This is a genomic window from Streptomyces sp. NPDC005141 (assembly GCF_053599975.1).
Genome location: NZ_JBSFYW010000023.1, coordinates 47,803 through 68,941 on the forward strand (window position 1 = coordinate 47,803; position 21,139 = coordinate 68,941).

Below are 21,139 nucleotides of genomic sequence, written 5' to 3' on the forward strand. Positions count from 1 at the left end.
CCCTGAGGGACCGACAGGCCCTGGAAGGTGCGGAGTTGCACCCCGGCAGGTCGTTCCGGTGGCCGGTTACACCCCGGCCCGCTCACCCTCGATCGTCACCGGCACCGGGGCCGCGACGGCCTCGGACGACTCGTCGTGCGTGAAGTCGGGCATCCGGTTCAGCCACTTCGGCAGGTACCAGTTGTGCTCGCCGAGCAGCGCCATCACCGCGGGGAGCAGCACGCCCCGGATGATCGTCGCGTCGATGAGCACCGCGGCCGCCAGGCCCACACCCATCTGCTTCATGGACTGCATGGACAGCGTTCCGAAGATCGCGAAGACGGCGACCATGATGACGGCGGCGCTGGTGACGACACCGGCCGTGGTGACCACTCCGTGCCGGATCGCGTCCTTGGTGCTGCGGCCCCGCAGCCGTGCCTCACGGATCCGGGAGACCACGAACACGTGGTAGTCCATCGAGAGCCCGAAGAGGATCACGAAGAGGAACAGCGGCAGCCAGGTGACGATGGCGCCGACGCCCTCAGCGCCCACCAGGGACGCACCCCAGCCGTGCTGGAAGACCGCGACCAGGATGCCGTAGGCGGCCGCCACGGAGAGGAGGTTGAGGACGATCGAGGTGATCGCGATCGTCAGCGAGCGGAAGGAGAGCAGCATCAGGAGGAAGGCGAAGACGACCACGAAGGCGAAGACCGGGGTCACCGAGCCGACCAGCTGGTCGTTGAAGTCATGTGACCCCGCGACCTGTCCGGTGATCGGGGCCTGTACGCCGTCGACCTTGCCGAGTGTCTCCGGGCGCACCTTGTCGCGCAGCAGTTCCAGGCTCTTCTCCGCCTTGTCCTGGTCGGAGCCGCCGACCAGCGGGACGTAGACGAAGGCGACGTTGTGCTCCGCGTGCACCTTGATGTCGACCGGGCCGCGCGAGGCGCCCGAACTGATCGCCGCCGCCCGGAAGTCGGTGAGCGCCGCCTTCACATCGGCGGCGTTGATGTCCTGCGCCTTGACGACCACCTCGGCCGGCTCGGAGCCGCCGGGGAAGGCGTCGTTGACCCGGTTGTACGTGCCCACGATCGCCAGCGAGTTGCCGAACTCCTTGTCCAGGGTGAGCTGTTGGGTCTTCATGCCGAGTGCCGGAGCGGCGATCGCGAGCAGCGCGCCCGTCGCGACGACCAGGGAGATCGCGGGCCGGGCGAGCACGACGCGCAGGACGGCACTCCAGAACCGGCTGCCCTCGTCGGCCGGACGACGGTTGCTCCGGCCGCCGTTCGCGCCGCGCCGCTTGGCCCGGTGCAGGAACGGGAGACGGCCCTTCTCGACCCGCTCGCCGAGCAGGGAGAGCAGCGCGGGCAGCACGGTGACCGAACCGACCATGGCGACGGCGACGACCATCAGCGAGGCCAGGCCCATCGCCTCGAACTCGGCGAGCCCGGTGAAGAGCATGCCCGCCATCGCCACGCACACGGTGACACCCGAGACGATGATGGCGCGGCCACTGGTCGCGGCGGCGATCCGCAGCGCGGTGGCGGCGTCACGGCCCGCCTCGCGCTCCTCGCGCTCACGCCGCAGATAGAACAGGCAGTAGTCGACACCGACGGCCAGACCCACCAGCAGCATCACGGAGTTGGCCGTGTCGCTCATCGGCATCAGGTGGCTGACGACGCCCATCAGGCCCATCGTCGCCATGATGGCGGTTACCGCGAGCGCCACCGGAAGCAGCGCCGCCACCAGCGCGCCGAACGCGATCAGCAGGATGCCCAGCGCCACGGGCACGGCGGAGAGCTCGGCCTTCTGGAAGTCGTCGCCGAACGCGTCGTCGTACTGCTTCATCATGCTGGCGCCGCCGATCTCCTCGATCCGCAACCCGGCGTGGTCCTTCTGTACGCCCTTGACGGCGTTCAGCACGGGCTCCACGCGCTCGCCCGCCGTCTCGGAGTCGCCGCGCATGTCGAACTGAACGAGCGCGCTGCGGCCGTCCTTCGAGATCGTCTTCGTGTCGTACGGCGATGTCACGTCCGTGACCTTGCCGGTGGCGTCGACCGCCTCGACGACCGCGGCGACCGCGCTCCTGAACTCGGCGTCCGTGGCCTTCGTGCCCGCGTCCTTCGCCTGGATCAGGACCGTCTCACTGGCCGGCTCCTTGATGTCGGCGTCCTCGATGATCTTGGCCGCGGTGTGCGTCTCGCCCTTGAGCTGGTCGCTCTCCTTGACGTCGACGCGGCCCGCCGCGGAGCCGAGGCCCATCGCCAGGACGACGAACAGCACCCAGATTCCGACGGCCGCCCATCGGTGGCGGGCGCTCCAGCCGCCTGCTCGCGCGGCGATGCCCCGCACCCGTGTGTCTCCGTTCCCCATGACGGGCCAGCCCCCTTGTGCGCGGTGGCAACCCCCTGTCGCCACCTTTGGTATTGAAGGTATGGGGCGGATAAGCGCGTCTCCTCGTGCTGCCTGGTGAACCCTCGGCACTCCGGCTCCTCCCCGCGGACCCCGGGGTCTCCGCACTGGGGAGGACAGAGGCCCCTTACACGTAGTGGCGCTTCTCGGGGACGCCGCTCAGGGGCGGCCACGTCATGAAGGCCGCCGGGCGGCCCGGTGGCACCCCGGCCGTCGTGCCCACCCCGCGGGGCACGACGCCCGTTTTAAGGTGGGCGGATGACGACGACGTACGCGGCGCTGTTGCGCGGCATCAATGTGGGCGGCGCGAAGAAGGTGCCGATGGCCGAGCTGCGCACCCTGATGGAAGGACTCGGGTACGGCGACGTCCGCACGTATCTCCAGAGCGGGAACGCGGTGTTCAGCAGCGATCACGGTGACGAGGACTCCCTCGCCGGGGAACTCTCCGAGGCCATCGAGAAGCACTTCGGCTTCGGCGTCGGCGTGCTCGTCCGTGATCGCGGCTATCTGCGGGCCGTCCGGGAGGCGTGCCCGTTCCCGGCCGCCGAACTGGAGGGCAAGCAGGTGCACGTCACGTACTTCTCGGACCCCGTCGACGCCGGACGCTTCGCCTCCGTCGAGCCCGCGGCCTTCCTCCCCGAGGAGTTCCGCCTCGGGGACCGTGCCCTCTACCTGTACGCACCCGACGGTCTCGGCCGCTCCAAGCTGGCGGAGGCCCTGGCGAAGCCCAAGCTGCTCAAGGGCGTCCTCGCCACCACACGGAACTGGAACACCGTCGTCAAACTGGAGGAACTGACCGGTGCCTGAGCGCAATGCCGCCGTCGAGGCCGCCATCGAGGGCGAACTGCGCCTGCTCGACCCGGCGGTCCGCCGCTCGCCCGACCTCGTCGGCGCGCTGCTGCACCCCGACTTCTACGAGTTCGGCCTGTCCGGACGCATCTGGGACCGTGCCTCGATCCTCGCGGCGCTGGCCGCGGAGACGGAGACCGGGAGCCGCAGCACGACCTCGCGAATGAAGGGCGTCCAGCTCGCCGCCGACCTGGTCCATCTGACCTTCGACACCGACAACAACGGCCGCCGGGCACACCGGAGTTCACTGTGGCGGCTGACCGGGAACGCGTGGCTCCTGTACTTCCACCAGGGCACCCCGTTCGGCCCCGTGGAAGGGTGACCCCCGAACCCGCTGCCCGCTACACCCTTCTGTGCGAGGCTCGTCGCATGCGCTACATCATCATCGGGGCAGGGGCGGTCGGCGGAGCCATCGGCGGTCGGCTTGCCGAGGCGGGGCACGAGGTCGTCCTCGTCGCGCGGGGCGCGCATCTCGCGGCGCTGCGCGCCGACGGGCTGCGGTTCATGACCCCCGAAGGCCCCCGCGTCCACCGGCTCCCCGCCGTCGACGGACCGGAGACGCTCGGGGAACTGCGCGGCGACGACGTACTCGTCCTGACCGTGAAGACCCAGGACAGCGAGGCGGCCCTGCGGGACTGGGGACCGAGCCCGGTCGCGGGCGGCGGCACGGCCGCCGAGCGGCTGCCGGTGGTCTGCGCGCAGAACGGCGTCGAGAGCCGCCGTCTGGCGCTGCGCCGCTTTCGCCGGGTGTACGGCGTCTGCGTCTGGCTGCCCGCCACCTTCGTCGAACCCGGCGTCGTCGCGGCTGCCGGCACCCCGCTCACCGGCATCCTGCACCTCGGCCGGGTTCCGCACGGCACCGACGACACGGTCCGCCGGATCGCCGCCGACCTGGAGACGGCACGCTTCGAGGCACCGGTCGTGCCGGACGTCGCGCGCTGGCAGTACGCCAAGCTCCTGGGCAATCTCGCCAACGCGATCGAGGCGGTCAGCGGGGTCCTCACCAGCGAGGAGGGCCTGGCGCTCTTCGCGCGGGTACGGGCGGAGGGCACGGCGGTGCTCGACGCGGCCGGTATCGCGTACGCCGGCGAGGAGGAGCAGAGCCGGGCCCGCGCCGGCAAGATCACCTTCAAGTCCTTCGACGGCTCCGAGCGCGGCGCCGGCTCCTCCTGGCAGTCCCTGCAGCGCGGCACCGGCACCATCGAGGCCGACTACCTGAACGGCGAGATCGCGCTCCTGGGCCGGCTGCACGGCGTAGCGACCCCGCTCAACGATCTGCTCCAGCGGCTGGCCAACACCTTCGCGCGCGAACGCCGGGAGGCGGGGGCGATGCCGGTGACGGAGCTCGTACGTCTGGCCGACGAGGCTGTCGCGTTTGTTCAAGAGGAACGGGCGCCGCGTCCCTAGCGTGGAACCCATGAACGATCCGTACGAGAACGTGTATCCGCACATGGTCGAATGTGCCGCCGAGGCCGCCCGCGTGGCCCGCGGTGTCACGGCGGCGCAGCTGTCCGAGTCCTCGCACTGCACGGACTGGGACGTCCGCACCCTGGTCAACCACTGGGTCCTCTACACCGCGCACGGACTGGAGCACCGGGCCCTGCGCCGGCAGCTCCCCGACGAGCTGACCGCGCGCGACTTCACGGCCGAACCCGGCTGGGCCGAGGCCTACGCCGAGCAGCTCGACCGCGCGGTCGCCGCCTGGGACGACCCCGCCGTGTGGGACGGCGAGGTCGACATCGGTGTGGCGAAGATGCCCGCGGCGGACATCGCCTCGATGGTCGTCAAGGAGATGGCGGTGCACGGCTGGGACGTCGCCGCGGCCACCGGTCAGCCGTTCCGTGTCTCGGACGGCGCGGCACGGTTCGTCCTGGACGTGGTGGACACCCATGCCGAGCTCTACCGCCGCTACGACGGCTTCGCCGACCCGGTGGAGGTGCCCGAGGACGTGCCCCTGTTCGAGCGCGCCCTCGCGCACAGCGGCCGCGATCCGCGCTGGTCCACGGCGTAGGAAGCCCGGTCCGGCGCGGCGGGAGACCCTGGTCGGCCGTGCGAGGAGACCCCTGTCGGCCCGGTGGGCGGACAGCGGGGCACACGGCCGGCCGCCGCTGGTCCGGCGCGGCGGGGGCGTCGGTTCGACGGTCGATTGGACCAGGAATTCGGCAGCTGATTGGGCCGGGACACTGCGCCAATGCGTGACTAGCCTCGACGGCATGACGACCACCTCGCCCACCCGCGTCGACTTCTGGTTCGACCCCGCCTGCCCCTTCGCCTGGATCACCTCACGCTGGATGCTGGAGGTCGAGCGGGAGCGTCCGCTCGACCTCCGCTTCCACGCGATGAGCCTGTACCTGCACAACATCGGCAATGAACTGCCCGACTGGTACCGCGAGTTGGTGGACAAGTCCATCGGTCCGGTACGGGTCGCGGTGGCCGCGGCCGAGCGGCACGGCGAGAAGGTGCTGCGCGATCTCTACACCGCGCTCGGCACCCGCATCCATCAGCGCGGGGCGAAGGACTTCGACGCCGTGGTCGCCGAGTCGCTCGCCGAGCTCGGACTCCCGGCCGAACTGGCCGACGCGGCCCACGACTCCTCGTACGACGAGGCGGTGCGCCGCAGTCATGACGCCGGGACCGAGCGGGACTCCGAGGCCTATGTGGGGACTCCCACCATCCATGTCGACGGAACGGTGTGGTTCGGCCCGGTACTCAGGGCCGTCCCGCGCGGTGAGAGGGCCGCCGAACTGTTCGACAGCTTCCGTGTCCTCGCCGCCCACCCCGACTTCTTCGAGCTCAAGAGGACCCGCACGGGCGGGCTCGCCTTCGACTGATCCCGCCCCCGGCAGCCGGGGATCAGGCGCCGATCGCCTGCAAGGACGGCATCCGGGCCTCGTCGTAGCGGTCCAGCAGGACCCGCGCGACCTCCGGCGCGGGACCGAGGACATCGGCGAGGACGTCGGCCCCGGCGGCACCCCGGGCGATCCGGTCCGGCAGGAAGCCGGGGGCCAGGACGTACGGGGCGACGGCGACGCGCTCGCAGCCGAGGGCGCGGAGTTCCCGGACGGCGTCCTCGGTGCGGGGAAGGGATGCGGAGGCGAACGCAGGCCGCACGGCGCACCAACCGGTGTGCCGCCACTCCCGCGCGATTTCTGCGATCACTGCGATCGCCTCCGGGTCGGTGGACCCCGCCGAGGCCAGCACGACCCCGGTCGAGGACTTGTCGGCGGGCGTCAGCCCGGCCTCGTACAGTCGGCGCTCGAGCGCCGCCGTCAGCAGCGGGGACGGACCGAGCACCTCCGCCTGTCGTACGCGCAGCCGCGACGGTGCCTCCCGCAGCACCGCCGGGATGTCCGACTTGGCGTGGAAGGCGCGGGTCAGCAGCAGCGGCAGGGCCACCACATCGCGAACGCCCTCCGCCGCCAGAGAGTTCAGCACCCCTTGTACGGAAGGGATGTTGAAGTCGAGGAAGGCGGTCTCCACACGCAGGCCGGGGCGCTGGGCGCGCACCCTCCGTACCAGGGCGTGCACCGTCGCGGCGTGCCGCGGGTCGCGGCTGCCGTGGGCGATGACGACGAGGACGGGGCGCTCCGGCCTGCTCATGACGGGGTCAGCCCTTCACCAGGAGTCCGCGGCTGCGCAGCACCCGCCGCTCCACCGGGCTGAAGATGAGCAGGTCGATGGCGATACCGACGAACAGGATGAGGAAGATGGCGAGGAAGACCATCGGCATGGAGCTGGCGTTGCGGCCGTTCTCCAGCAGCTGGCCGAGGCCCACGCCGAGGTCGGGGGAGGAAGCGATGATCTCCGCGGCCATCAGGGAGCGCCAGGAGAACGCCCAGCCCTGCTTCAGACCGGCCAGATAGCCGGGCAGCGCGGCCGGCATCACGATGTGCCAGGTCCCGCGCAGGCCCGTCGCGCCCATCGTGCGGCCCGCCCGCAGGAACAGGGGCGGCACCTGGTCCACACCCGACACCAGCCCGTTGGCGATCGACGGGACGGCGCCGAGCAGGATCACCGCGTACATCATCGAGTTGTTCAGGCCCAGCCAGATCACGGCCGGCGGCACCCACGCCACCGACGGCAGGGACTGCAGGCCCGACAGGATCGGGCCGATCGCGGCGCGCACGAACTTCACCCGGGCCACCACCAGGCCCAGCGGCGTGCCGATCACCAGGGCGAACAGGAAGCCGAGCAGACCGCGCGAGACGCTGGTCCAGATGTAGTCGACCAGCGTGCCCTGGAGCCAGGCGTCCTGGACCTCGCTCCAGACGTCGGACGGTGAGGGCAGCTTGGTCGGGTCATCGACGATCTTGAAGGTGATCAGTGCCTGCCAGGCCACCAGGACCACCACGAACGCGACGAGCGGCGGCAGCACCTTCTGCCGGAACGTCGTGCCGAAGGACTTGCGGCCGGCGACGGAGGACTCGAGCGCGTCGAGGCCGGCCTCCAGACCGCCCAGCCCGCCGTTGTCCTTGACGGCCGCGTCGGCTTTCGTCTCAGTGCTGGCCATGGCGGCGGATCTCCCCACGCAGTTCTTCGGTGATCTCGATGGACAGTTCCGCCACGGGGGCGTCCTCGATGCGGCGCGGCTGCGGAATGTCCACCGTCCACTCGCGGGCGATGCGCCCCGGGCGCGAGGACAGCAGGACCACGCGCTCCGCGAGCCGCACCGCCTCGCGGACGTTGTGCGTGACGAAGAGGACGGACAGACCCGTCTCCCGCCAGATCCGGGTCAGCTCGTCGTGCAGCACGTCCCGGGTGATCGCGTCCAGCGCCGCGAACGGCTCGTCCATCAGCAGGATCTGGCTGTCCTGGGCGAGCGCCCGCGCCAGCGCCACGCGCTGGCGCATGCCGCCGGACAGTTCGTGCACCCGCTTGCCGTACGCGCCGTTCAGCCGGACGAGTTCGAGCAGCTCCTCGGCCTTGCCGCGCCGCTCGGCCTTGGGAACTCCCCCGAGCCTCAGGGCGAGTTCGATGTTCTTGCCCGCGGTCAGCCACGGGAAGAGGGCGTGCTCCTGGAACATCAGAGCGGGGCGCCCGTTGGTCGTGATGCCGCCGGTGGAGGGCTTGTCGAGCCCCGCCACCAGATTCAGCAGTGTGGACTTGCCGCACCCCGAGGCCCCCAGGAGGGTGACGAACTCGCCCGGAGCGACATCGAGGGTGATGTCGTCGAGGACGAGCTGGGGTCCCGCAGGTCCGGCGAAGGACTTCGAGACGTGCTCGATGCGGGCGGCGTACTCCGTCGTGTCGGCGCCGTCGGCGGCCTTGGCGAGCGTCGTGGCCATGGTCGTCACCTCCTGGGAACTCACTGGGATCCGGGCTTACTTGACGCCGAGACCGGCGTCGTCGACCTTGCTCTCGCCCGCGGCCGCGAGGACCTTGTTCAGGAGCGTGAGGTCATAGATGCCGGTCAGGTTCGGCTTCTCCAGGAGACCGGCCTTCACCGCGTGGTCCGCCTCGCTGTTCAGCGTCGAGGCCAGCGGGTCGTTGGTGATCTGGATGGACTTCCAGGCAGGGTCGAGGACGTCGGCCGGCAGCGCCTTGCCCGAGTCGGCCTCCAGCTGCTTGTTGGCCGAGGCCTTCGCGTCGTCCGGGTTGGCGTTGATCCACTTGTTGGTCTCGACCGAGCCGTTCAGGACCGCCTCGACGACCTTCGGGTGCTCCTTGAGGAACTTCTGCGACACGATGATGTTCGTGATCACGAACTTCTTGTCGGGCCACAGGTCCGACTCGTCGAGCAGCACCTTGCCGCCCTCGGCGACCAGCTTGGACGCGGTCGGCTCCGGCACCCAGGCGCCGTCGATGGAGCCGGACTTGTAGGCGTCCGGGGTGATCTTGTTGTCGGTGCGGACGACCGACACATCGCCCTTGCCGCTCTGGGCGTCGACCTTCCAGCCCTGCTCCGCGGCCCAGTTGAGGAACGCGACGTCCTGCGTGTTGCCGAGCTGCGGCGTCGCGATCTTCTTGCCCTTGACGTCCTTCAGGGACTTGATCTTCTTGGGGTTGACCACGAGCTTGACGCCGCCCGAGGCCGAACCGCCGATGATGCGCAGGCTCTTGCCCTCGGACTTCGTGAAGCCGTTGATCGACGGCGAGGGGCCGATCCAGCCGATGTCGATGGAGCCCGAGTTGAGCGCCTCGATCTCGGAGGGGCCGGCGTTGAAGATCTGGTACTTCGCCTCGGTGGCGCCGAGCTCCTTCTGGAAGAAGCCCTTCTGATTGCCGACCAGCGCGGTGGCGTGCGTGAGGTTGCCGAAGTAGCCGATCTTCACGGAGTCGAGACCGTCGATCTTCTTCGAACCGGCGGCGACCTTCGCCTTGGTGTCGTCCTTCGCGTCGGAGCCGTAGCTGCAGGCGGCGAGGGCGAGCAGGGGGAGAGCGGTGGCGACGGCGATGCCGCGGCGCACCAGAGCGGAGCGGTTGGAGCGGATGGCAGGCACGGGAGGTGTTCCTCTCGTTGGCCCGGCGGTCACGATCTCAGTCGTGGCCGGGAAGGTCGGCAGGTCTTCGTCTCATCCGGGACGTCGGGTGGGGGGACAGGGCGCGCAGGCAGTGCGCGTACGTCATCGCGCACATCGCGCGACTCCGCCCTGCCCGCTGCCGAGGGCGCCGCTGCCGACGCGGCCGCCCTCCTTCGCGAACGTGGAGTAGATGTCGATGGGGTTCATGTCAGAAGTCCCAACCGTCGTCGTCGGACTCGTCCTTGACCGGCTGCGGCGCGGCGAAGGATTCGCCGACCATGCCCGCGGTCAGCGTGGTGCCGTCGGCCGGGTCGATCAGGATGAACGCGCCGGTGCGCCGGGAGTCGGCGTACGCGTCGAGCGGGAGCGGCTCGGCGGTGCGGATCTTGACACGGCCGATGTCGTTGGCGACCAGCCGGCCCGGGTGCGGGTGCAGCGAGAGGTCGTCCAGGGTCAGCCGGGACGGGATGTCCTTGACGATCGCCTTGACCGTGCGGGTGCCGTGCTTGAGCAGCACCCGGTGGCCGACGGTGAGCGGCTCGTCCGCCACATGGCAGACGGTCGCCTCGACGTCCTGCGTTGTCGGGGGCGCGTCCTTGCTCGGCACGAGCAGGTCACCGCGCGAGATGTCGACGTCGTCCTCCAGCAGGAGGGTCACCGACTGCGGGGTCCACGCGATGTCGACCGGCTTGCCCAGCAGGTCGATCCCGGCGACCTTCGAGGTGCGCCCGGACGGCAGCACGGTGACGCTCTCGCCGACGCGGAAGGAACCGGCCGCGATCTGACCGGCGTACCCCCGGTAGTCCGGGTGCTCGGCGGTCTGCGGGCGGATCACGTACTGCACGGGCAGCCGCGCGTGGCAGTGCGCGAGATCGTGGCTGACCGGCACGGTCTCCAGGTGCTCCAGGACCGTCGGGCCGCCGTACCAGTCCATGTTCGCGGAGGCGTCCACCACGTTGTCACCGGCGAGCGCCGAGATCGGGATCGCGGTGATCTCGGGGACGCCCAGCTCGGAGGCGTACGCCGTGAACTCCTCGGCGATCGCCGCGAAGACGGACTCCTTGTACTCGACGAGGTCCATCTTGTTCACGGCGAGGACGACGTGCGGGACGCGCAGCAGAGCGGCGACGGCGGCGTGCCGACGGGTCTGCTCGATCACGCCGTTGCGGGCGTCCACGAGCACGACGGCCAGATCGGCGGTGGAGGCACCGGTCACCATGTTGCGGGTGTACTGCACGTGCCCCGGGGTGTCGGCGAGGATGAACCGGCGGCGCGCGGTGGCGAAGTAGCGGTAGGCGACGTCGATGGTGATGCCCTGCTCGCGCTCGGCGCGCAGACCGTCGGTGAGCAGCGCGAGGTCCGGGGTCTCCTGCCCGCGGCTCGCCGAGACGCGCTCGACGGCCTCCAGCTGGTCCGTGAGGATCGACTTGGAGTCGTGCAGCAGCCGTCCGACGAGCGTGGACTTGCCGTCGTCGACGGAGCCCGCGGTGGCGAAACGCAGCAGGGTCGTCGCCGACAACTGCTCGACCGACAGGGGCTCGGTGGGTTCGGTGGTGCTGGTCATGTCTAGAAGTACCCCTCGCGCTTGCGGTCTTCCATCGCGGCCTCGGACACCTTGTCGTCGGCGCGGGTGGCGCCACGCTCGGTCAGACGGGAGGCGGCGATCTCGGCGATGACGGCGTCCAGGGTGGTCGCCTCGGAGTCGACCGCACCGGTGCAGGACATGTCGCCCACTGTCCGGTAGCGCACCTGTCGTTTCTCTACAGTCTCACTCGCGCGCGGTCCGCCCCATTCGCCGGCGGTCAGCCACATGCCGCCCCGCCGGAAGACCTCACGCTCGTGCGCGAAGTAGATGTCGGGGAGTTCGATGCCCTCGCGGGCGATGTACTGCCAGACGTCCAGCTCGGTCCAGTTGGAGAGCGGGAAGACGCGGACGTGCTCGCCCGGCGCGTGGCGGCCGTTGTAGAGCTGCCACAGCTCGGGGCGCTGGCGGCGCGGATCCCACTGCGAGAACTCGTCCCGCAGCGAGAACACCCGCTCCTTGGCGCGGGCCTTCTCCTCGTCGCGGCGCCCGCCGCCGAAGACGGCGTCGAAGCGCTCCGACTGGATCTTCTCGGTGAGCGGGAGGGTCTGGAGCGGGTTACGGATGCCGTCGGGGCGCTCGCGCAGCACTCCGCGGTCGATGTAGTCCTGGACCGAGGCGACGTGCAGACGCAGGCCGTGCTGTTCCACGGTCCGGTCGCGGTAGCCGAGGACCTCGGGGAAGTTGTGTCCGGTGTCGACGTGCAGCAGTGTGAAGGGGATCGCGGCGGGCGCGAACGCCTTCAGCGCCAGGTGCAGCATGACGATGGAGTCCTTGCCACCGGAGAAGAGGATCACCGGCCGTTCGAACTCGCCCGCGACCTCACGGAAGATGTGCACGGCCTCGGACTCCAGAGCGTCCAGGTGCGACAGCGCGTACGGGCTGCGCTCCGTCTCCTCGGAGACACTGGCGACGGTCGTCATGCGAGACCCCTCTCGGTGAGCAGCGCATGCAGCGCGGCAGCGGACTCCTGCACGGTCTGGGTGTGCGACTCGATCCGCAGATCGGGCGACTCGGGCGCCTCGTACGGGTCGTCGACGCCGGTCAGCCCCGAGATCTCGCCCGCGGCCTGCTTGGCGTACAGCCCCTTCACATCGCGTACGGAGCAGACCTCCACCGGGGTCGCCACGTGCACCTCCAGATAGGGGGTGCCTCCTGCCTGGTGGCGCCCCCGCACGGCCTCGCGGCTGTCCGCGTAGGGCGCGATCACCGGGACGAGCGCCTTGACGCCGTTGCGCGAGAGGAGTTCGGCGAGGAAGCCGATCCGCCGCACGTTCGTGTCGCGGTCCGCCCGCGAGAAGCCGAGCCCCGAGGAGAGGAACTCGCGGATCTCGTCGCCGTCGAGCACCTCGACACGGTGGCCCTCCCCGCGCAGCCGGCCGGCCAGCTCGTACGCGATGGTGGTCTTGCCGGCGCTCGGCAGACCCGTGAGCCAGACGGTGGCTCCGGTCGTCACTTGCTGCTCCTGAGAGATCGTGGGGTCCACGGCGGGCGTGGTCGTCGTGGTTGCCGTCGTCGTTGGCGTCATCCGTGCAGCCCGCACTCCGTCTTCGAGCGGCCCGCCCAGCGGCCGGCGCGCGCGTCCTCGCCCTCCAGCACCCGCCGGGTGCAGGGCGCGCAGCCGACCGAGGCGTAACCGTCCATCAGCAGCGGGTTGGTGAGGACGCCGTGCTCGGCGACGTACGCGTCGACGTCGTCCTGCGTCCAGCGGGCGATGGGCGAGATCTTGACCTTCTGCCGCTTCTCGTCCCAGCCGACCACCGGGGTGTTCGCCCGGGTCGGGGACTCGTCGCGGCGCAGCCCGGTCGCCCAGGCGTCGTACGCGGTCAGGCCCTCTTCGAGGGGCTTGACCTTGCGCAGGGCGCAGCACAGGTCGGGGTCGCGGTCGTGCAGCTTCGGGCCGTACTCGGCGTCCTGCTCGGCGACCGTCCGGCGCGGGGTGAGCGTGATGACCTCGACGTCCATCACGGCCTCGACGGCGTCACGGGTGCCGATCGTCTCCGGGAAGTGGTAGCCGGTGTCGAGGAAGACCACGTCGACGCGGCTGTCGCCGGACGCCGAACGGGAGGCGAGATGGGCGACGACGGCGTCCTCCATGGAGGAGGTGACACAGAACCTCTTGCCGAAGGTGTCCACGGCCCATCGGAGGATCTCCAGGGCGGAGGCGTCCTCCAGGTCACGCCCGGCCTGCTCGGCCAGGCTCCTCAAGTCCTCGCCCGTACGCTCTTCCTGAATGGTCGTCATATCTCCGCCCCTCCACGCTCTTCCTGCCGAAGGCCTCGGGACAGCAGCCCGAGGAACTTCAGCTGGAAGGCTCGGTTGCACGCCGCGCATTCCCACGCGCCGTGTCCCTCCTCGCTGGGTCGCAGATCCTCGTCCCCGCAGTAGGGGCAGTAGAACGGTGCGGCACGCTCACTCACGACAGGGCCTCCTCGGAGGCGCGCGAGGCCCAGGTGGCGAAGCGCTCGCCGTCCTCGCGCTCCGCCTGGAAACGCTTGAGGACGCGCTCGATGTAGTCGGGCAGTTCGTCCGAAGTGACCTTCAGGCCACGGACCTTGCGGCCGAACCCGGCCTCCAGGCCGAGCGCGCCGCCCAGGTGCACCTGGTATCCCTCGACCTGCTCGCCCCGCTCGTCGAGGACCAACTGGCCCTTGAGACCGATGTCCGCGACCTGGATACGGGCGCAGGCGTTCGGGCAGCCGTTGATGTTGATGGTGAGAGGCTCTTCGAACTCCGGGATGCGGCGCTCGAGTTCGTCGATGAGGGAGGCGCCGCGCGCCTTGGTCTCGACGATCGCGAGCTTGCAGTACTCGATGCCGGTGCAGGCCATCGTGCCGCGCCGGAAGGTGGAGGGGTTGACGGTCAGGTCGAGAGCCTCCAGGCCCTCGACGAGCGAGTCGATCCGCGTCTCGTCCACGTCGAGCACGATCATCTTCTGCTCGACGGTGGTGCGCAGCCGGCCCGAGCCGTGCGCCTCGGCCAGCTCGGCGATCTTCGTCAGGGTCGCGCCGTCCACGCGGCCGACGCGCGGGGCGAAGCCGACGTAGTACCGGCCGTCCTGCTGCCGGTGCACGCCGACGTGGTCGCGCCAGCGGGCGACCGGCTGGTCGGGGGCGGGGCCGTCCACGAGCTTGCGCTCGAGGTACTCGTCCTCCAGGACCTGGCGGAACTTCTCCACGCCCCAGTCGGCGACCAGGAACTTCAGGCGGGCGCGGGTGCGCAGCCGCCGGTAGCCGTAGTCGCGGAAGATCGAGAGGACGCCGATGTGGACGTCCGCGACCTCGTCGAGCGGGACCCAGGCGCCGAGACGCTGGCCGATCTTCGGGTTGGTGGAGAGCCCGCCGCCGACCCAGAGGTCGAAGCCGGGGCCGTGCTCCGGGTGGTTCACGCCGACGAAGGCGACGTCGTTGATCTCGTGCGCCACGTCGAGCAGCGGCGAGCCGGAGATCGCGGTCTTGAACTTGCGGGGCAGGTTCGAGAAGTCCTTGTTGCCGATGACCCGGCGGTGGATCTCCTCGATGGCCGGAGTGCCGTCGATGATCTCGTCCTCGGCGATGCCGGCGACGGGCGAGCCGAGGATGACGCGGGGCGTGTCACCGCAGGCCTCGGTCGTGGACAGGCCCACCGCCTCCAGGCGGTCCCAGATCTCCGGGACGTCCTCGATGCGGATCCAGTGGTACTGGACGTTCTGCCGGTCGGTGAGGTCGGCGGTGCCGCGCGCGAACTCCTGCGAGATCTCGCCGATGACGCGCAGCTGCTCGGTGGTCAGCCGGCCGCCGTCGATGCGGACGCGCAGCATGAAGTACTTGTCGTCCAGCTCCTCCGGCTCCAGGATCGCGGTCTTGCCGCCGTCGATCCCGGGCTTGCGCTGGGTGTAGAGGCCCCACCAGCGCATCCGGCCGCGCAGGTCGTTGGGGTCGATCGAGTCGAAGCCCCGCTTGGAGTAGACCGTCTCAATGCGTGTCCGCACATTGAGACCGTCGTCGTCCTTCTTGAACTGCTCGTTGCCGTTGAGCGGGGTGAAGTGACCTACGGCCCACTGACCCTCGCCGCGGTGACGGCTCACCTTGCGGCGGGGCGCGGCGGCGGGATTCTGCGGGGTGGCGGCCATGGTTGATACGTCCTTCGGGACTGCGGGACAGGTCTGACTGCGGCTCTGACCTGCGCATACGGGTGCATACGGAAGAATGGGCGCAGCACTGCGCAAGGGTCACAAAAGGGGAGAGAGTCGGCGCTGCTGGGCTGGTCAGCTCGCCGGACAGATGGCGCTGGACATGCGGCCGAGGTCGACGTGCCGCCGACTCACCAAGGCAATTCCAGTTCCAGACATGACGGAAGCGTGTCACGGGGATCTCGGGGCAGTCCACCATCGTCCATCATGTGGACACCCATGTCCCGAATGGCGAGACAGGGGTGTCGCCGGTCACATGACCGGGCCTTCCGCGGTGTCCTGGGGAGGGCCGGGCGGCCGTGGCCGCCGCGGCTCGGAGCAGGTCAGGCGGTGTGCGCCCCCGGCCACGGGCCCGGTGTGGCCACCTCCGCCTCCTCCTCGACCTTGGTGTCGAAGAGCTTGAAGCCGCGGCGCAGATAGTTGTCCATCGCGTGCTCCCCGTCCTTGCTGCACGTGTGCAGCCAGACGCGCTTCGTCTCGGCCTGCCCCGGCCGGCGCTCTGCCAGGTCCCAGGCCCGCGCGACGCCGTACGAGAGAAGGTGACCGCCGATGCGGCGCCCGCGGAACGCGGGGATGAGTCCGAAGTAGACGACCTCGACGGCTCCGTCGTCCTGAGGCTCGAGCTCGACATAGCCCGCGGGCGTCCCCCGGTCGTACGCGACCCACGTCTCCACACCCGGCCTGTCGAGCGCTTCCTGCCACTGCGCGTACGTCCACGCGAGCCGGTCCGTCCAGCGGATGTCCCCACCGACCGACGCGTAGAGGAAGCGGCTGAACTCGGGCGAGGGGACCTCGGCGCGGACGATCCGCAGGTCCCCGCCGGGCGCGCTCGCGGGGAGCAGGTCGGTCGGGGCCGTCTGCTCCAGGGACCAGGTGGTCACAATGACGTTGCTCATGACCGCCAGGGAATCACGGGGGCGGGCGCCCCTCCAAAAGAGGTCCGGAGGCCGAACGGCATCCCCTGGGGCGTGTCCGCCCTAGTCCAGCGAGCCGTCGACCGACGACAGCGGGACCGCGTAGAGCACCCGCTGGGCCGTGGTGTCGCTGAGTGTCCACAGTTCGCCGGTCCGCTGCCAGTAGGAGAGCGATCCGGCGCCCAGGCCCCAGCAGGCGTGCGACTGGTCCGCGGTGCAGGTGGCCGCCTCGGCGCCGTGTCCGGTCTGCCGCCACAGCGAGCCGTGCCGGGTGCGGCTGTCGGACGGCCGCACGGTGTACCACCGGGTCTCGTCCGTGCCGGCGGCCCGGTGCGAGAGGACACCGGACACCGAGGTGCCCTTGGTCGTGTAGGCCTCGACCGCGTCCACATGGCCCTGGGCGTCCGCGAGCAGCCCCGTGCGGTACGCGGCGGTGCTGAACGCGTACCGCCAGACACGGGTGCGCTCCGAACGGCTGCTCGTGGCCTCCGTCGCGACGAGGCTGTCCGGGGCGGTCGTACGGTCCAGGGAGAGCGAGCCGAAGCAGGGGACCGCGCGGTCCCGGCCGCGCGTACAGGCGCCGCCCTCCGGGTCGTACGAGCCGATGGCGGGGAGCACGTACCGGTAGCCGGCGGCGGAGTAGCCGTCGCCCACCCGGCCCACCGCGCCGCTGTCCACGTCGGCCCGCAGCAGCCGGTGCAGGTCGAAGACGAGAAGACCTTCGCCGTGCGCCGCCGTGACGATCAGCTTGTCCCGGTACCAGACCATGCCGCCGAGGCCCGAGCGGACCGGCGTGAAGTCCTCGCCGCCCGCGCGCGGGGCGACCAGCAGGACCCAGCGGTAGGTGAGGGCGTCCGGGTCGGTCGCGTCGACGAAGGCGATCCTGGCCAGGCCTTCGTCGCGGGTCGGCGCGGCCGCCTGCCCGTCGCGGTGCGTCCAGCCGGCCAGGATCACCGGATGCGTGCCCCACCGGCCGCTGCCGTCGGCGTCACCGGACGTGGTCACGGAACGCGGCTGCCACTGCCCGGTCCGCGCGTCGGCGTCGTCCCAGCAGTACGCGCGGGTGGCCGTCGGCTCGACGGGCAGCGCGGCCCGCTCGCCGGTGGTGCAGTCGGCGGTGTTCCGCATCGAGTGGTCGGTGTCGCCGAGGACTCCGTCGACGCCCACATTGCCGCCCATGTTCCCGCTGAGCGTGTCGAGCGTGTCCCGGGAGGTGAGGTTCTCGTGGACGCGCAGCTGCTGTGCCGCGGAGCTGGAGCGGAGCGCGGTGAGTCCGCCCGGATTGTTGCTGCCGGTGGCCTGCGAGGTGCTGATCAGGGTGGCGGCCGCGGTGAGCGCGAGCGCGGTTCCGGCCAGGGTGGCGCGCAGCGCCTGTCCCCTTCTCCGACGACGGTGCCTGCCGCGCTGCTTCATGCGTCCTCCCGAATAGGCCAACTGCCTCCCCCGCCGAGGGCGTTGACGGAGAGACGGGTGGGGTGGCCTGTGAGGGGATGCTACGGCAGAGACCCCCCGGCCAGGACAAAGACGGCGGAAGACGCTCACGAAATACGCTCCTTCACCCCTCTTCGGGCTCAGGACGGTGCCGGCTCACCCGCGGCCCGCGTTCCGAGCACCGCCGGTGCCGTCGAGTGCGGCAGCAGGTCCCGGGGGTCGTCCGGCAGCAGCACGTCGACCTCGACCTCCTCGCGGAAGCGGTACGGGCGGTGGTCGAGGAGCCCGATGAGCCGGCGGCGCACGCGGGACAGTTCGGCGCGGACCGTGACCGTGCGGGTCGGATCGCCGAAGAGGTCGACCGCGAGCTGGGCCGCGCTGCGTCCCTGCCGGTGCACGGCGAGGACGTAGAGCAGTTCCGCGTGGCGCGGGCTCAGGTCCTGGGCCCAACTGCCCGCCGTGCCCGAGACGGTGACGTGCGGCCGCCGTGGATCGCCGAGGTCGAGGACCACCCGGCCGGCGCTCCCGGTGTCGTCGGCGGAGGTGACGCGCAGCAGCCAGCCGCCGGGCATCGGTTCGGCGACGCACATCCCGAGGGAGGGCAGCCAGGCCGGGCCCGCGGCGAAGGGGTCGGGCAGCGGGACCCGGTCGACGGGCGGCATTCCGGTGACGGCGGCGAGCCAGCCATGGGTGTCCACCACGAGCGCCGGCCCGTCCAGTCGGCACAGCAGGGGAGCGGCCACGGCACGCAGCCGTTCGATGGCGGTCAGATGTCTGCCGCGCAGTTCGCTTTCGGCCAGTCTGGACACCGAGTCGACCAGAGCGAGCGTGGCCGGATGAAAGGTGCTGTCCGGGCCGCTCACGTCGATGATCCCGAGCAGCCGCCCGTCGCGCGGGTCGTGGACGGGCGCGGCGGCGCACGTCCAGTCGTGCAGGGTGCGCACGAAGTGTTCGGCGGAGTGCACCTGGACGGGGGCGCCCGCCGACAGGGCCGTGCCGATGGCGTTGGTGCCGGTGGTGTCCTCGCTCCAGGCGGCGCCTTCCTCAAGGCAGATGGCGTCGGCCCGGCGCAGCACGCCCGGGTTGCCCTGGCGCCACAGCACCCGGCCCTCGGGGTCGGTGACCACCATGATCTGCAGGGAGGCGTCGGCGACCGCTCCGAGTCCGCCGCGGAGGATCGGCATCACATCGGCGAGCGCGGTGGATGTCCGCCGGTGCTCGAGTTCCTCCGTCTGCAGCAGGACGCTGTTCGTTCCCTGTTCGGGATCGACACCGAATCGCTTCACTCTCGCCCACGACCGGCCGATCACCGGACGCGGGTCGATCGGGCCACGTTCCCCCTTGACCGACGCGGCCCAGGTCTCCTGGAGGTGCCCGGCTGTTTCGGGCGCGTCCAGCGGTGCGAAACGGGCGGGGTTGAACGATGTGGTCTTCACAGGGCACTCCCGAAACCAGGACCGCGTACGAGCCGCGACGCCGCCGTCGTCCCACATCGTGCCTGCTCTCGGCCGGGTCCGCCGGGCCTTCGCACAAGGTGCACAAAGGAATGCAACGGTCTGCAACTCTCGCCAACGGTCACAAGGTTCCTCGAAACTGACAGCGACGCCGCCCGTGCGGCGTCCGAGCTCCTGAACGGGGCCGGGGGCGGGGGTGGTGCCGTGTCGGCGCAGCACCACCCCCGCGTCAGTGCCTCCTTCAGGACACCGGCCGGGCCCGCTCCACCACAGTGGCCAGATCCAGACTGTGCGGCAGGGTGCCGAACGCGGAGCCCCAGTCACCGCCCAGCCGTGAGGCGCAGAACGCGTCGGCGACCTCCGGCGGCGCGTACCGGACGAGCAGCGACCCCTGGAGCACCAGTGCGATCCGCTCGACGAGACGGCGGGCACGGCCCTCGACGCCGTCCAGGTCGGCGAGTTCGGCGAGCAGGTTCTTGATGGCCCCGTCCAGCCGGTGGTCGGCGCCGCGGGCCCGGCCCACCTCCCGCAGATACGCGTCCAGGGCCCCGGGCTCCCGCTGCAGCGCGCGCAGGACGTCCAGCGCCTGCACATTGCCCGCCCCCTCCCAGATGGAGTTGAGCGGCGACTCCCGCAGCAGTCGCGGCATGCCCGACTCCTCGACGTAGCCGTTGCCGCCCAGACACTCCAGCGCCTCCACCGCGACCGGCGTACACCGCTTGGTCACCCAGTACTTGGCGGCCGGCACCGCTAGCCGCAGGAACGCCCGCTCCTGCTCGCTCCCGTCGTCGTACGCCGCGGCCAGCCGCATCGCCAGCGTGGTCGCCGCCTCCGACTCCAGCGCCAGATCGGCGAGGACGTTGCGCATCAGCGGCTTGTCGAGAAGCCGGCCGCCGAACGCCTCGCGGTAGGTGGAGTGGTGGATCGCCTGCGCGACCGCCTGGCGCATCAGCGAGGCCGAACCGAGCACACAGTCCAGCCGGGTCGCCGCGACCATCTCGATGATGGTCCGCACCCCGCGCCCCTCGTCGCCCACCCGGCGCGCCCAGGTGCCGTCGAACTCGACCTCGCTCGACGCGTTGGACCGGTTGCCGAGCTTGTCCTTGAGGCGCTGGATACGGAAGACGTTCCGGGTGCCGTCCTCCAGGACACGCGGGACCAGGAAGCAGGTCAGTCCGCCCGGGGCCTGCGCCAGTACGAGGAAACCGTCCGACATCGGGGCCGAGCAGAACCACTTGTGCCCGGTCAGCGCGTACGTACCGTCCTCGGCGAGCGGACGGGCCTCGGTCGTATTGGCGCGTACGTCGCTGCCGCCCTGCTTCTCGGTCATGCCCATTCCGAAGAGCACGCCGGCCTTCTGAGCGGCGGGCCGCAGCTCCTGGTCGTAGATGGTGGACGTCAGCCGCGGCTCCCACTCGGCGGCGAGCGCCGGGTCGGTGCGCAGCGCGGGCACCGCCGCGTGGGTCATCGACAGCGGGCAGCCGTTGCCCGCCTCGGCCTGGGTCCAGACCACGAAGCCCGCGGCGCGCCGGAGGTGGCCGCCGGGGCGGCTCCAGGCCGCGGTCAGCCCCGCCGTCACGCCCTTGCCGAGGAGGCGGTGCCAGGACGGGTGGAAGTCGACCTCGTCGATCCGGTTGCCATAGCGGTCGTGGGTGCGCAGCTTGGGCGGATTCTCGTTGGCCAGTGCACCCCACTCCTGCACCTGGGCGGAACCGGAGGTCCGGCCGAGCGCCGAAAGCTCCTCGCGCGCCTCGTCGAGAAGTTCCGGATCGAGATGTCGGTCGACCGCCTCGACGAGGGCCCGGTCGGCGGCGAATACGTCATATCCGACCAGGGGCGGGACCTGGTTGGTCACGGTGTGGGTGCTGGCTGCCATACCGCTACCGTAA

Annotated in this window: 21 protein-coding genes; 5 read left to right on the forward strand and 16 right to left on the reverse strand. The window is 70.8% G+C overall.

Annotation, left to right across the window (positions count from 1 at the left end; all coding sequences use genetic code 11):
* Positions 1 to 66: 66 nt before the first annotated feature.
* Entirely contained in the window at positions 67 to 2,349 is a 2,283-nt protein-coding gene (locus ACWD68_RS19850; RefSeq protein ID WP_451807723.1) for an MMPL family transporter, read from the reverse strand.
* A 297-nt stretch (positions 2,350 to 2,646) separates the two neighbouring features.
* Here ACWD68_RS19850 and ACWD68_RS19855 point away from each other — a divergent pair, with 297 nt between their 5' ends.
* From ACWD68_RS19855 to ACWD68_RS19875, 5 genes are all read left to right on the forward strand, one after another.
* Positions 2,647 to 3,195 (forward strand): DUF1697 domain-containing protein, encoded by a 549-nt coding sequence (locus tag ACWD68_RS19855; RefSeq protein ID WP_451807724.1) that lies wholly within the window; start codon positions 2,647 to 2,649, stop codon positions 3,193 to 3,195.
* The gene (locus tag ACWD68_RS19860) at positions 3,188 to 3,559 is read left to right on the forward strand and encodes a nuclear transport factor 2 family protein (RefSeq protein WP_451807725.1); all 372 of its coding nucleotides are present in this window, start codon (positions 3,188 to 3,190) and stop codon (positions 3,557 to 3,559) included. The genes ACWD68_RS19855 and ACWD68_RS19860 overlap by 8 nt, the downstream gene beginning before the upstream one ends.
* 47 nt (positions 3,560 to 3,606) lie before the next feature.
* Positions 3,607 to 4,644 carry a ketopantoate reductase family protein gene (locus ACWD68_RS19865; RefSeq protein ID WP_451807726.1) on the forward strand — a complete coding sequence of 346 codons (1,038 nt, stop codon included), beginning with the start codon at positions 3,607 to 3,609 and terminating at the stop codon, positions 4,642 to 4,644.
* Positions 4,645 to 4,654: 10 nt separating this feature from the next.
* Entirely contained in the window at positions 4,655 to 5,248 is a 594-nt protein-coding gene (locus ACWD68_RS19870) for a TIGR03086 family metal-binding protein (protein ID WP_451807727.1), read from the forward strand.
* 202 nt (positions 5,249 to 5,450) lie between these two features.
* Positions 5,451 to 6,068: a mycothiol-dependent nitroreductase Rv2466c family protein gene (locus ACWD68_RS19875; RefSeq protein ID WP_451807728.1), complete on the forward strand. Its 618-nt coding sequence runs from the start codon at positions 5,451 to 5,453 to the stop codon at positions 6,066 to 6,068.
* A 22-nt stretch (positions 6,069 to 6,090) separates the two neighbouring features.
* Here ACWD68_RS19875 and ACWD68_RS19880 read toward each other — a convergent pair whose 3' ends face one another.
* From ACWD68_RS19880 to ACWD68_RS19950, 15 genes are all read right to left on the reverse strand, one after another.
* Complete coding sequence (locus ACWD68_RS19880; RefSeq protein WP_266763613.1) at positions 6,091 to 6,837, reverse strand: sirohydrochlorin chelatase; 747 nt, start codon at positions 6,835 to 6,837, stop codon at positions 6,091 to 6,093.
* Between the two features lie 7 nt (positions 6,838 to 6,844).
* Positions 6,845 to 7,747, reverse strand: coding sequence for an ABC transporter permease (locus ACWD68_RS19885; protein WP_451807729.1), 903 nt, complete (start codon positions 7,745 to 7,747; stop codon positions 6,845 to 6,847).
* Positions 7,734 to 8,522 carry an ABC transporter ATP-binding protein gene (locus tag ACWD68_RS19890; protein ID WP_451807730.1) on the reverse strand — a complete coding sequence of 263 codons (789 nt, stop codon included), beginning with the start codon at positions 8,520 to 8,522 and terminating at the stop codon, positions 7,734 to 7,736. Before ACWD68_RS19890 ends, ACWD68_RS19885 begins: the two co-directional genes overlap by 14 nt.
* Positions 8,523 to 8,558: 36 nt before the next feature.
* Positions 8,559 to 9,668 (reverse strand): aliphatic sulfonate ABC transporter substrate-binding protein, encoded by a 1,110-nt coding sequence (locus ACWD68_RS19895; RefSeq protein ID WP_451807782.1) that lies wholly within the window; start codon positions 9,666 to 9,668, stop codon positions 8,559 to 8,561.
* Positions 9,669 to 9,906: 238 nt separating this feature from the next.
* The gene (locus tag ACWD68_RS19900) at positions 9,907 to 11,262 is read right to left on the reverse strand and encodes a sulfate adenylyltransferase subunit 1 (protein WP_451807731.1); all 1,356 of its coding nucleotides are present in this window, start codon (positions 11,260 to 11,262) and stop codon (positions 9,907 to 9,909) included.
* Positions 11,263 to 11,264: 2 nt separating this feature from the next.
* Entirely contained in the window at positions 11,265 to 12,203 is a 939-nt protein-coding gene (gene cysD, locus ACWD68_RS19905; protein WP_451807732.1) for a sulfate adenylyltransferase subunit CysD, read from the reverse strand.
* The gene (gene cysC / locus ACWD68_RS19910; RefSeq protein ID WP_451807733.1) at positions 12,200 to 12,736 is read right to left on the reverse strand and encodes an adenylyl-sulfate kinase; all 537 of its coding nucleotides are present in this window, start codon (positions 12,734 to 12,736) and stop codon (positions 12,200 to 12,202) included. The genes cysD and cysC overlap by 4 nt, the downstream gene beginning before the upstream one ends.
* Positions 12,737 to 12,804: 68 nt before the next feature.
* On the reverse strand, positions 12,805 to 13,524 hold the full coding sequence (locus ACWD68_RS19915; protein WP_451807734.1) for a phosphoadenylyl-sulfate reductase: 720 nt from the start codon (positions 13,522 to 13,524) through the stop codon (positions 12,805 to 12,807).
* Positions 13,521 to 13,700: a hypothetical protein gene (locus ACWD68_RS19920; RefSeq protein ID WP_351536777.1), complete on the reverse strand. Its 180-nt coding sequence runs from the start codon at positions 13,698 to 13,700 to the stop codon at positions 13,521 to 13,523. The genes ACWD68_RS19915 and ACWD68_RS19920 overlap by 4 nt, the downstream gene beginning before the upstream one ends.
* Positions 13,697 to 15,391, reverse strand: coding sequence for a nitrite/sulfite reductase (locus ACWD68_RS19925; protein ID WP_451807735.1), 1,695 nt, complete (start codon positions 15,389 to 15,391; stop codon positions 13,697 to 13,699). Before ACWD68_RS19925 ends, ACWD68_RS19920 begins: the two co-directional genes overlap by 4 nt.
* A gap of 135 nt (positions 15,392 to 15,526) precedes the next feature.
* Positions 15,527 to 15,610: a putative leader peptide gene (locus tag ACWD68_RS19930; RefSeq protein ID WP_309486338.1), complete on the reverse strand. Its 84-nt coding sequence runs from the start codon at positions 15,608 to 15,610 to the stop codon at positions 15,527 to 15,529.
* A 164-nt stretch (positions 15,611 to 15,774) separates the two neighbouring features.
* Positions 15,775 to 16,347, reverse strand: a complete 573-nt coding sequence (locus ACWD68_RS19935; protein WP_451807736.1) for a GNAT family N-acetyltransferase — start codon at positions 16,345 to 16,347, stop codon at positions 15,775 to 15,777.
* Between the two features lie 81 nt (positions 16,348 to 16,428).
* On the reverse strand, positions 16,429 to 17,778 hold the full coding sequence (locus ACWD68_RS19940) for a hypothetical protein (RefSeq protein ID WP_451807737.1): 1,350 nt from the start codon (positions 17,776 to 17,778) through the stop codon (positions 16,429 to 16,431).
* Between the two features lie 158 nt (positions 17,779 to 17,936).
* Positions 17,937 to 19,232: a GAF domain-containing protein gene (locus ACWD68_RS19945; protein WP_451807738.1), complete on the reverse strand. Its 1,296-nt coding sequence runs from the start codon at positions 19,230 to 19,232 to the stop codon at positions 17,937 to 17,939.
* A 259-nt stretch (positions 19,233 to 19,491) separates the two neighbouring features.
* Complete coding sequence (locus tag ACWD68_RS19950) at positions 19,492 to 21,126, reverse strand: acyl-CoA dehydrogenase family protein (RefSeq protein ID WP_451807739.1); 1,635 nt, start codon at positions 21,124 to 21,126, stop codon at positions 19,492 to 19,494.
* Positions 21,127 to 21,139 lie beyond the last annotated feature (13 nt).

Coding starts and splice junctions, on each gene's coding strand:
- ACWD68_RS19850 (WP_451807723.1), bottom strand. CDS start 2,349: ATGGGGAACGGAGACACACGGGTGCGGGGCATCGCCGCGCGAGCAGGC.
- ACWD68_RS19855 (WP_451807724.1), top strand. CDS start 2,647: ATGACGACGACGTACGCGGCGCTGTTGCGCGGCATCAATGTGGGCGGC.
- ACWD68_RS19865 (WP_451807726.1), top strand. CDS start 3,607: ATGCGCTACATCATCATCGGGGCAGGGGCGGTCGGCGGAGCCATCGGC.
- ACWD68_RS19870 (WP_451807727.1), top strand. CDS start 4,655: ATGAACGATCCGTACGAGAACGTGTATCCGCACATGGTCGAATGTGCC.
- ACWD68_RS19875 (WP_451807728.1), top strand. CDS start 5,451: ATGACGACCACCTCGCCCACCCGCGTCGACTTCTGGTTCGACCCCGCC.
- ACWD68_RS19880 (WP_266763613.1), bottom strand. CDS start 6,837: ATGAGCAGGCCGGAGCGCCCCGTCCTCGTCGTCATCGCCCACGGCAGC.
- ACWD68_RS19885 (WP_451807729.1), bottom strand. CDS start 7,747: ATGGCCAGCACTGAGACGAAAGCCGACGCGGCCGTCAAGGACAACGGC.
- ACWD68_RS19890 (WP_451807730.1), bottom strand. CDS start 8,522: ATGGCCACGACGCTCGCCAAGGCCGCCGACGGCGCCGACACGACGGAG.
- ACWD68_RS19900 (WP_451807731.1), bottom strand. CDS start 11,262: ATGACCAGCACCACCGAACCCACCGAGCCCCTGTCGGTCGAGCAGTTG.
- cysD (WP_451807732.1), bottom strand. CDS start 12,203: ATGACGACCGTCGCCAGTGTCTCCGAGGAGACGGAGCGCAGCCCGTAC.
- ACWD68_RS19915 (WP_451807734.1), bottom strand. CDS start 13,524: ATGACGACCATTCAGGAAGAGCGTACGGGCGAGGACTTGAGGAGCCTG.
- ACWD68_RS19925 (WP_451807735.1), bottom strand. CDS start 15,391: ATGGCCGCCACCCCGCAGAATCCCGCCGCCGCGCCCCGCCGCAAGGTG.
- ACWD68_RS19930 (WP_309486338.1), bottom strand. CDS start 15,610: ATGTCTGGAACTGGAATTGCCTTGGTGAGTCGGCGGCACGTCGACCTC.
- ACWD68_RS19935 (WP_451807736.1), bottom strand. CDS start 16,347: ATGAGCAACGTCATTGTGACCACCTGGTCCCTGGAGCAGACGGCCCCG.
- ACWD68_RS19940 (WP_451807737.1), bottom strand. CDS start 17,778: ATGAAGCAGCGCGGCAGGCACCGTCGTCGGAGAAGGGGACAGGCGCTG.
- ACWD68_RS19950 (WP_451807739.1), bottom strand. CDS start 21,126: ATGGCAGCCAGCACCCACACCGTGACCAACCAGGTCCCGCCCCTGGTC.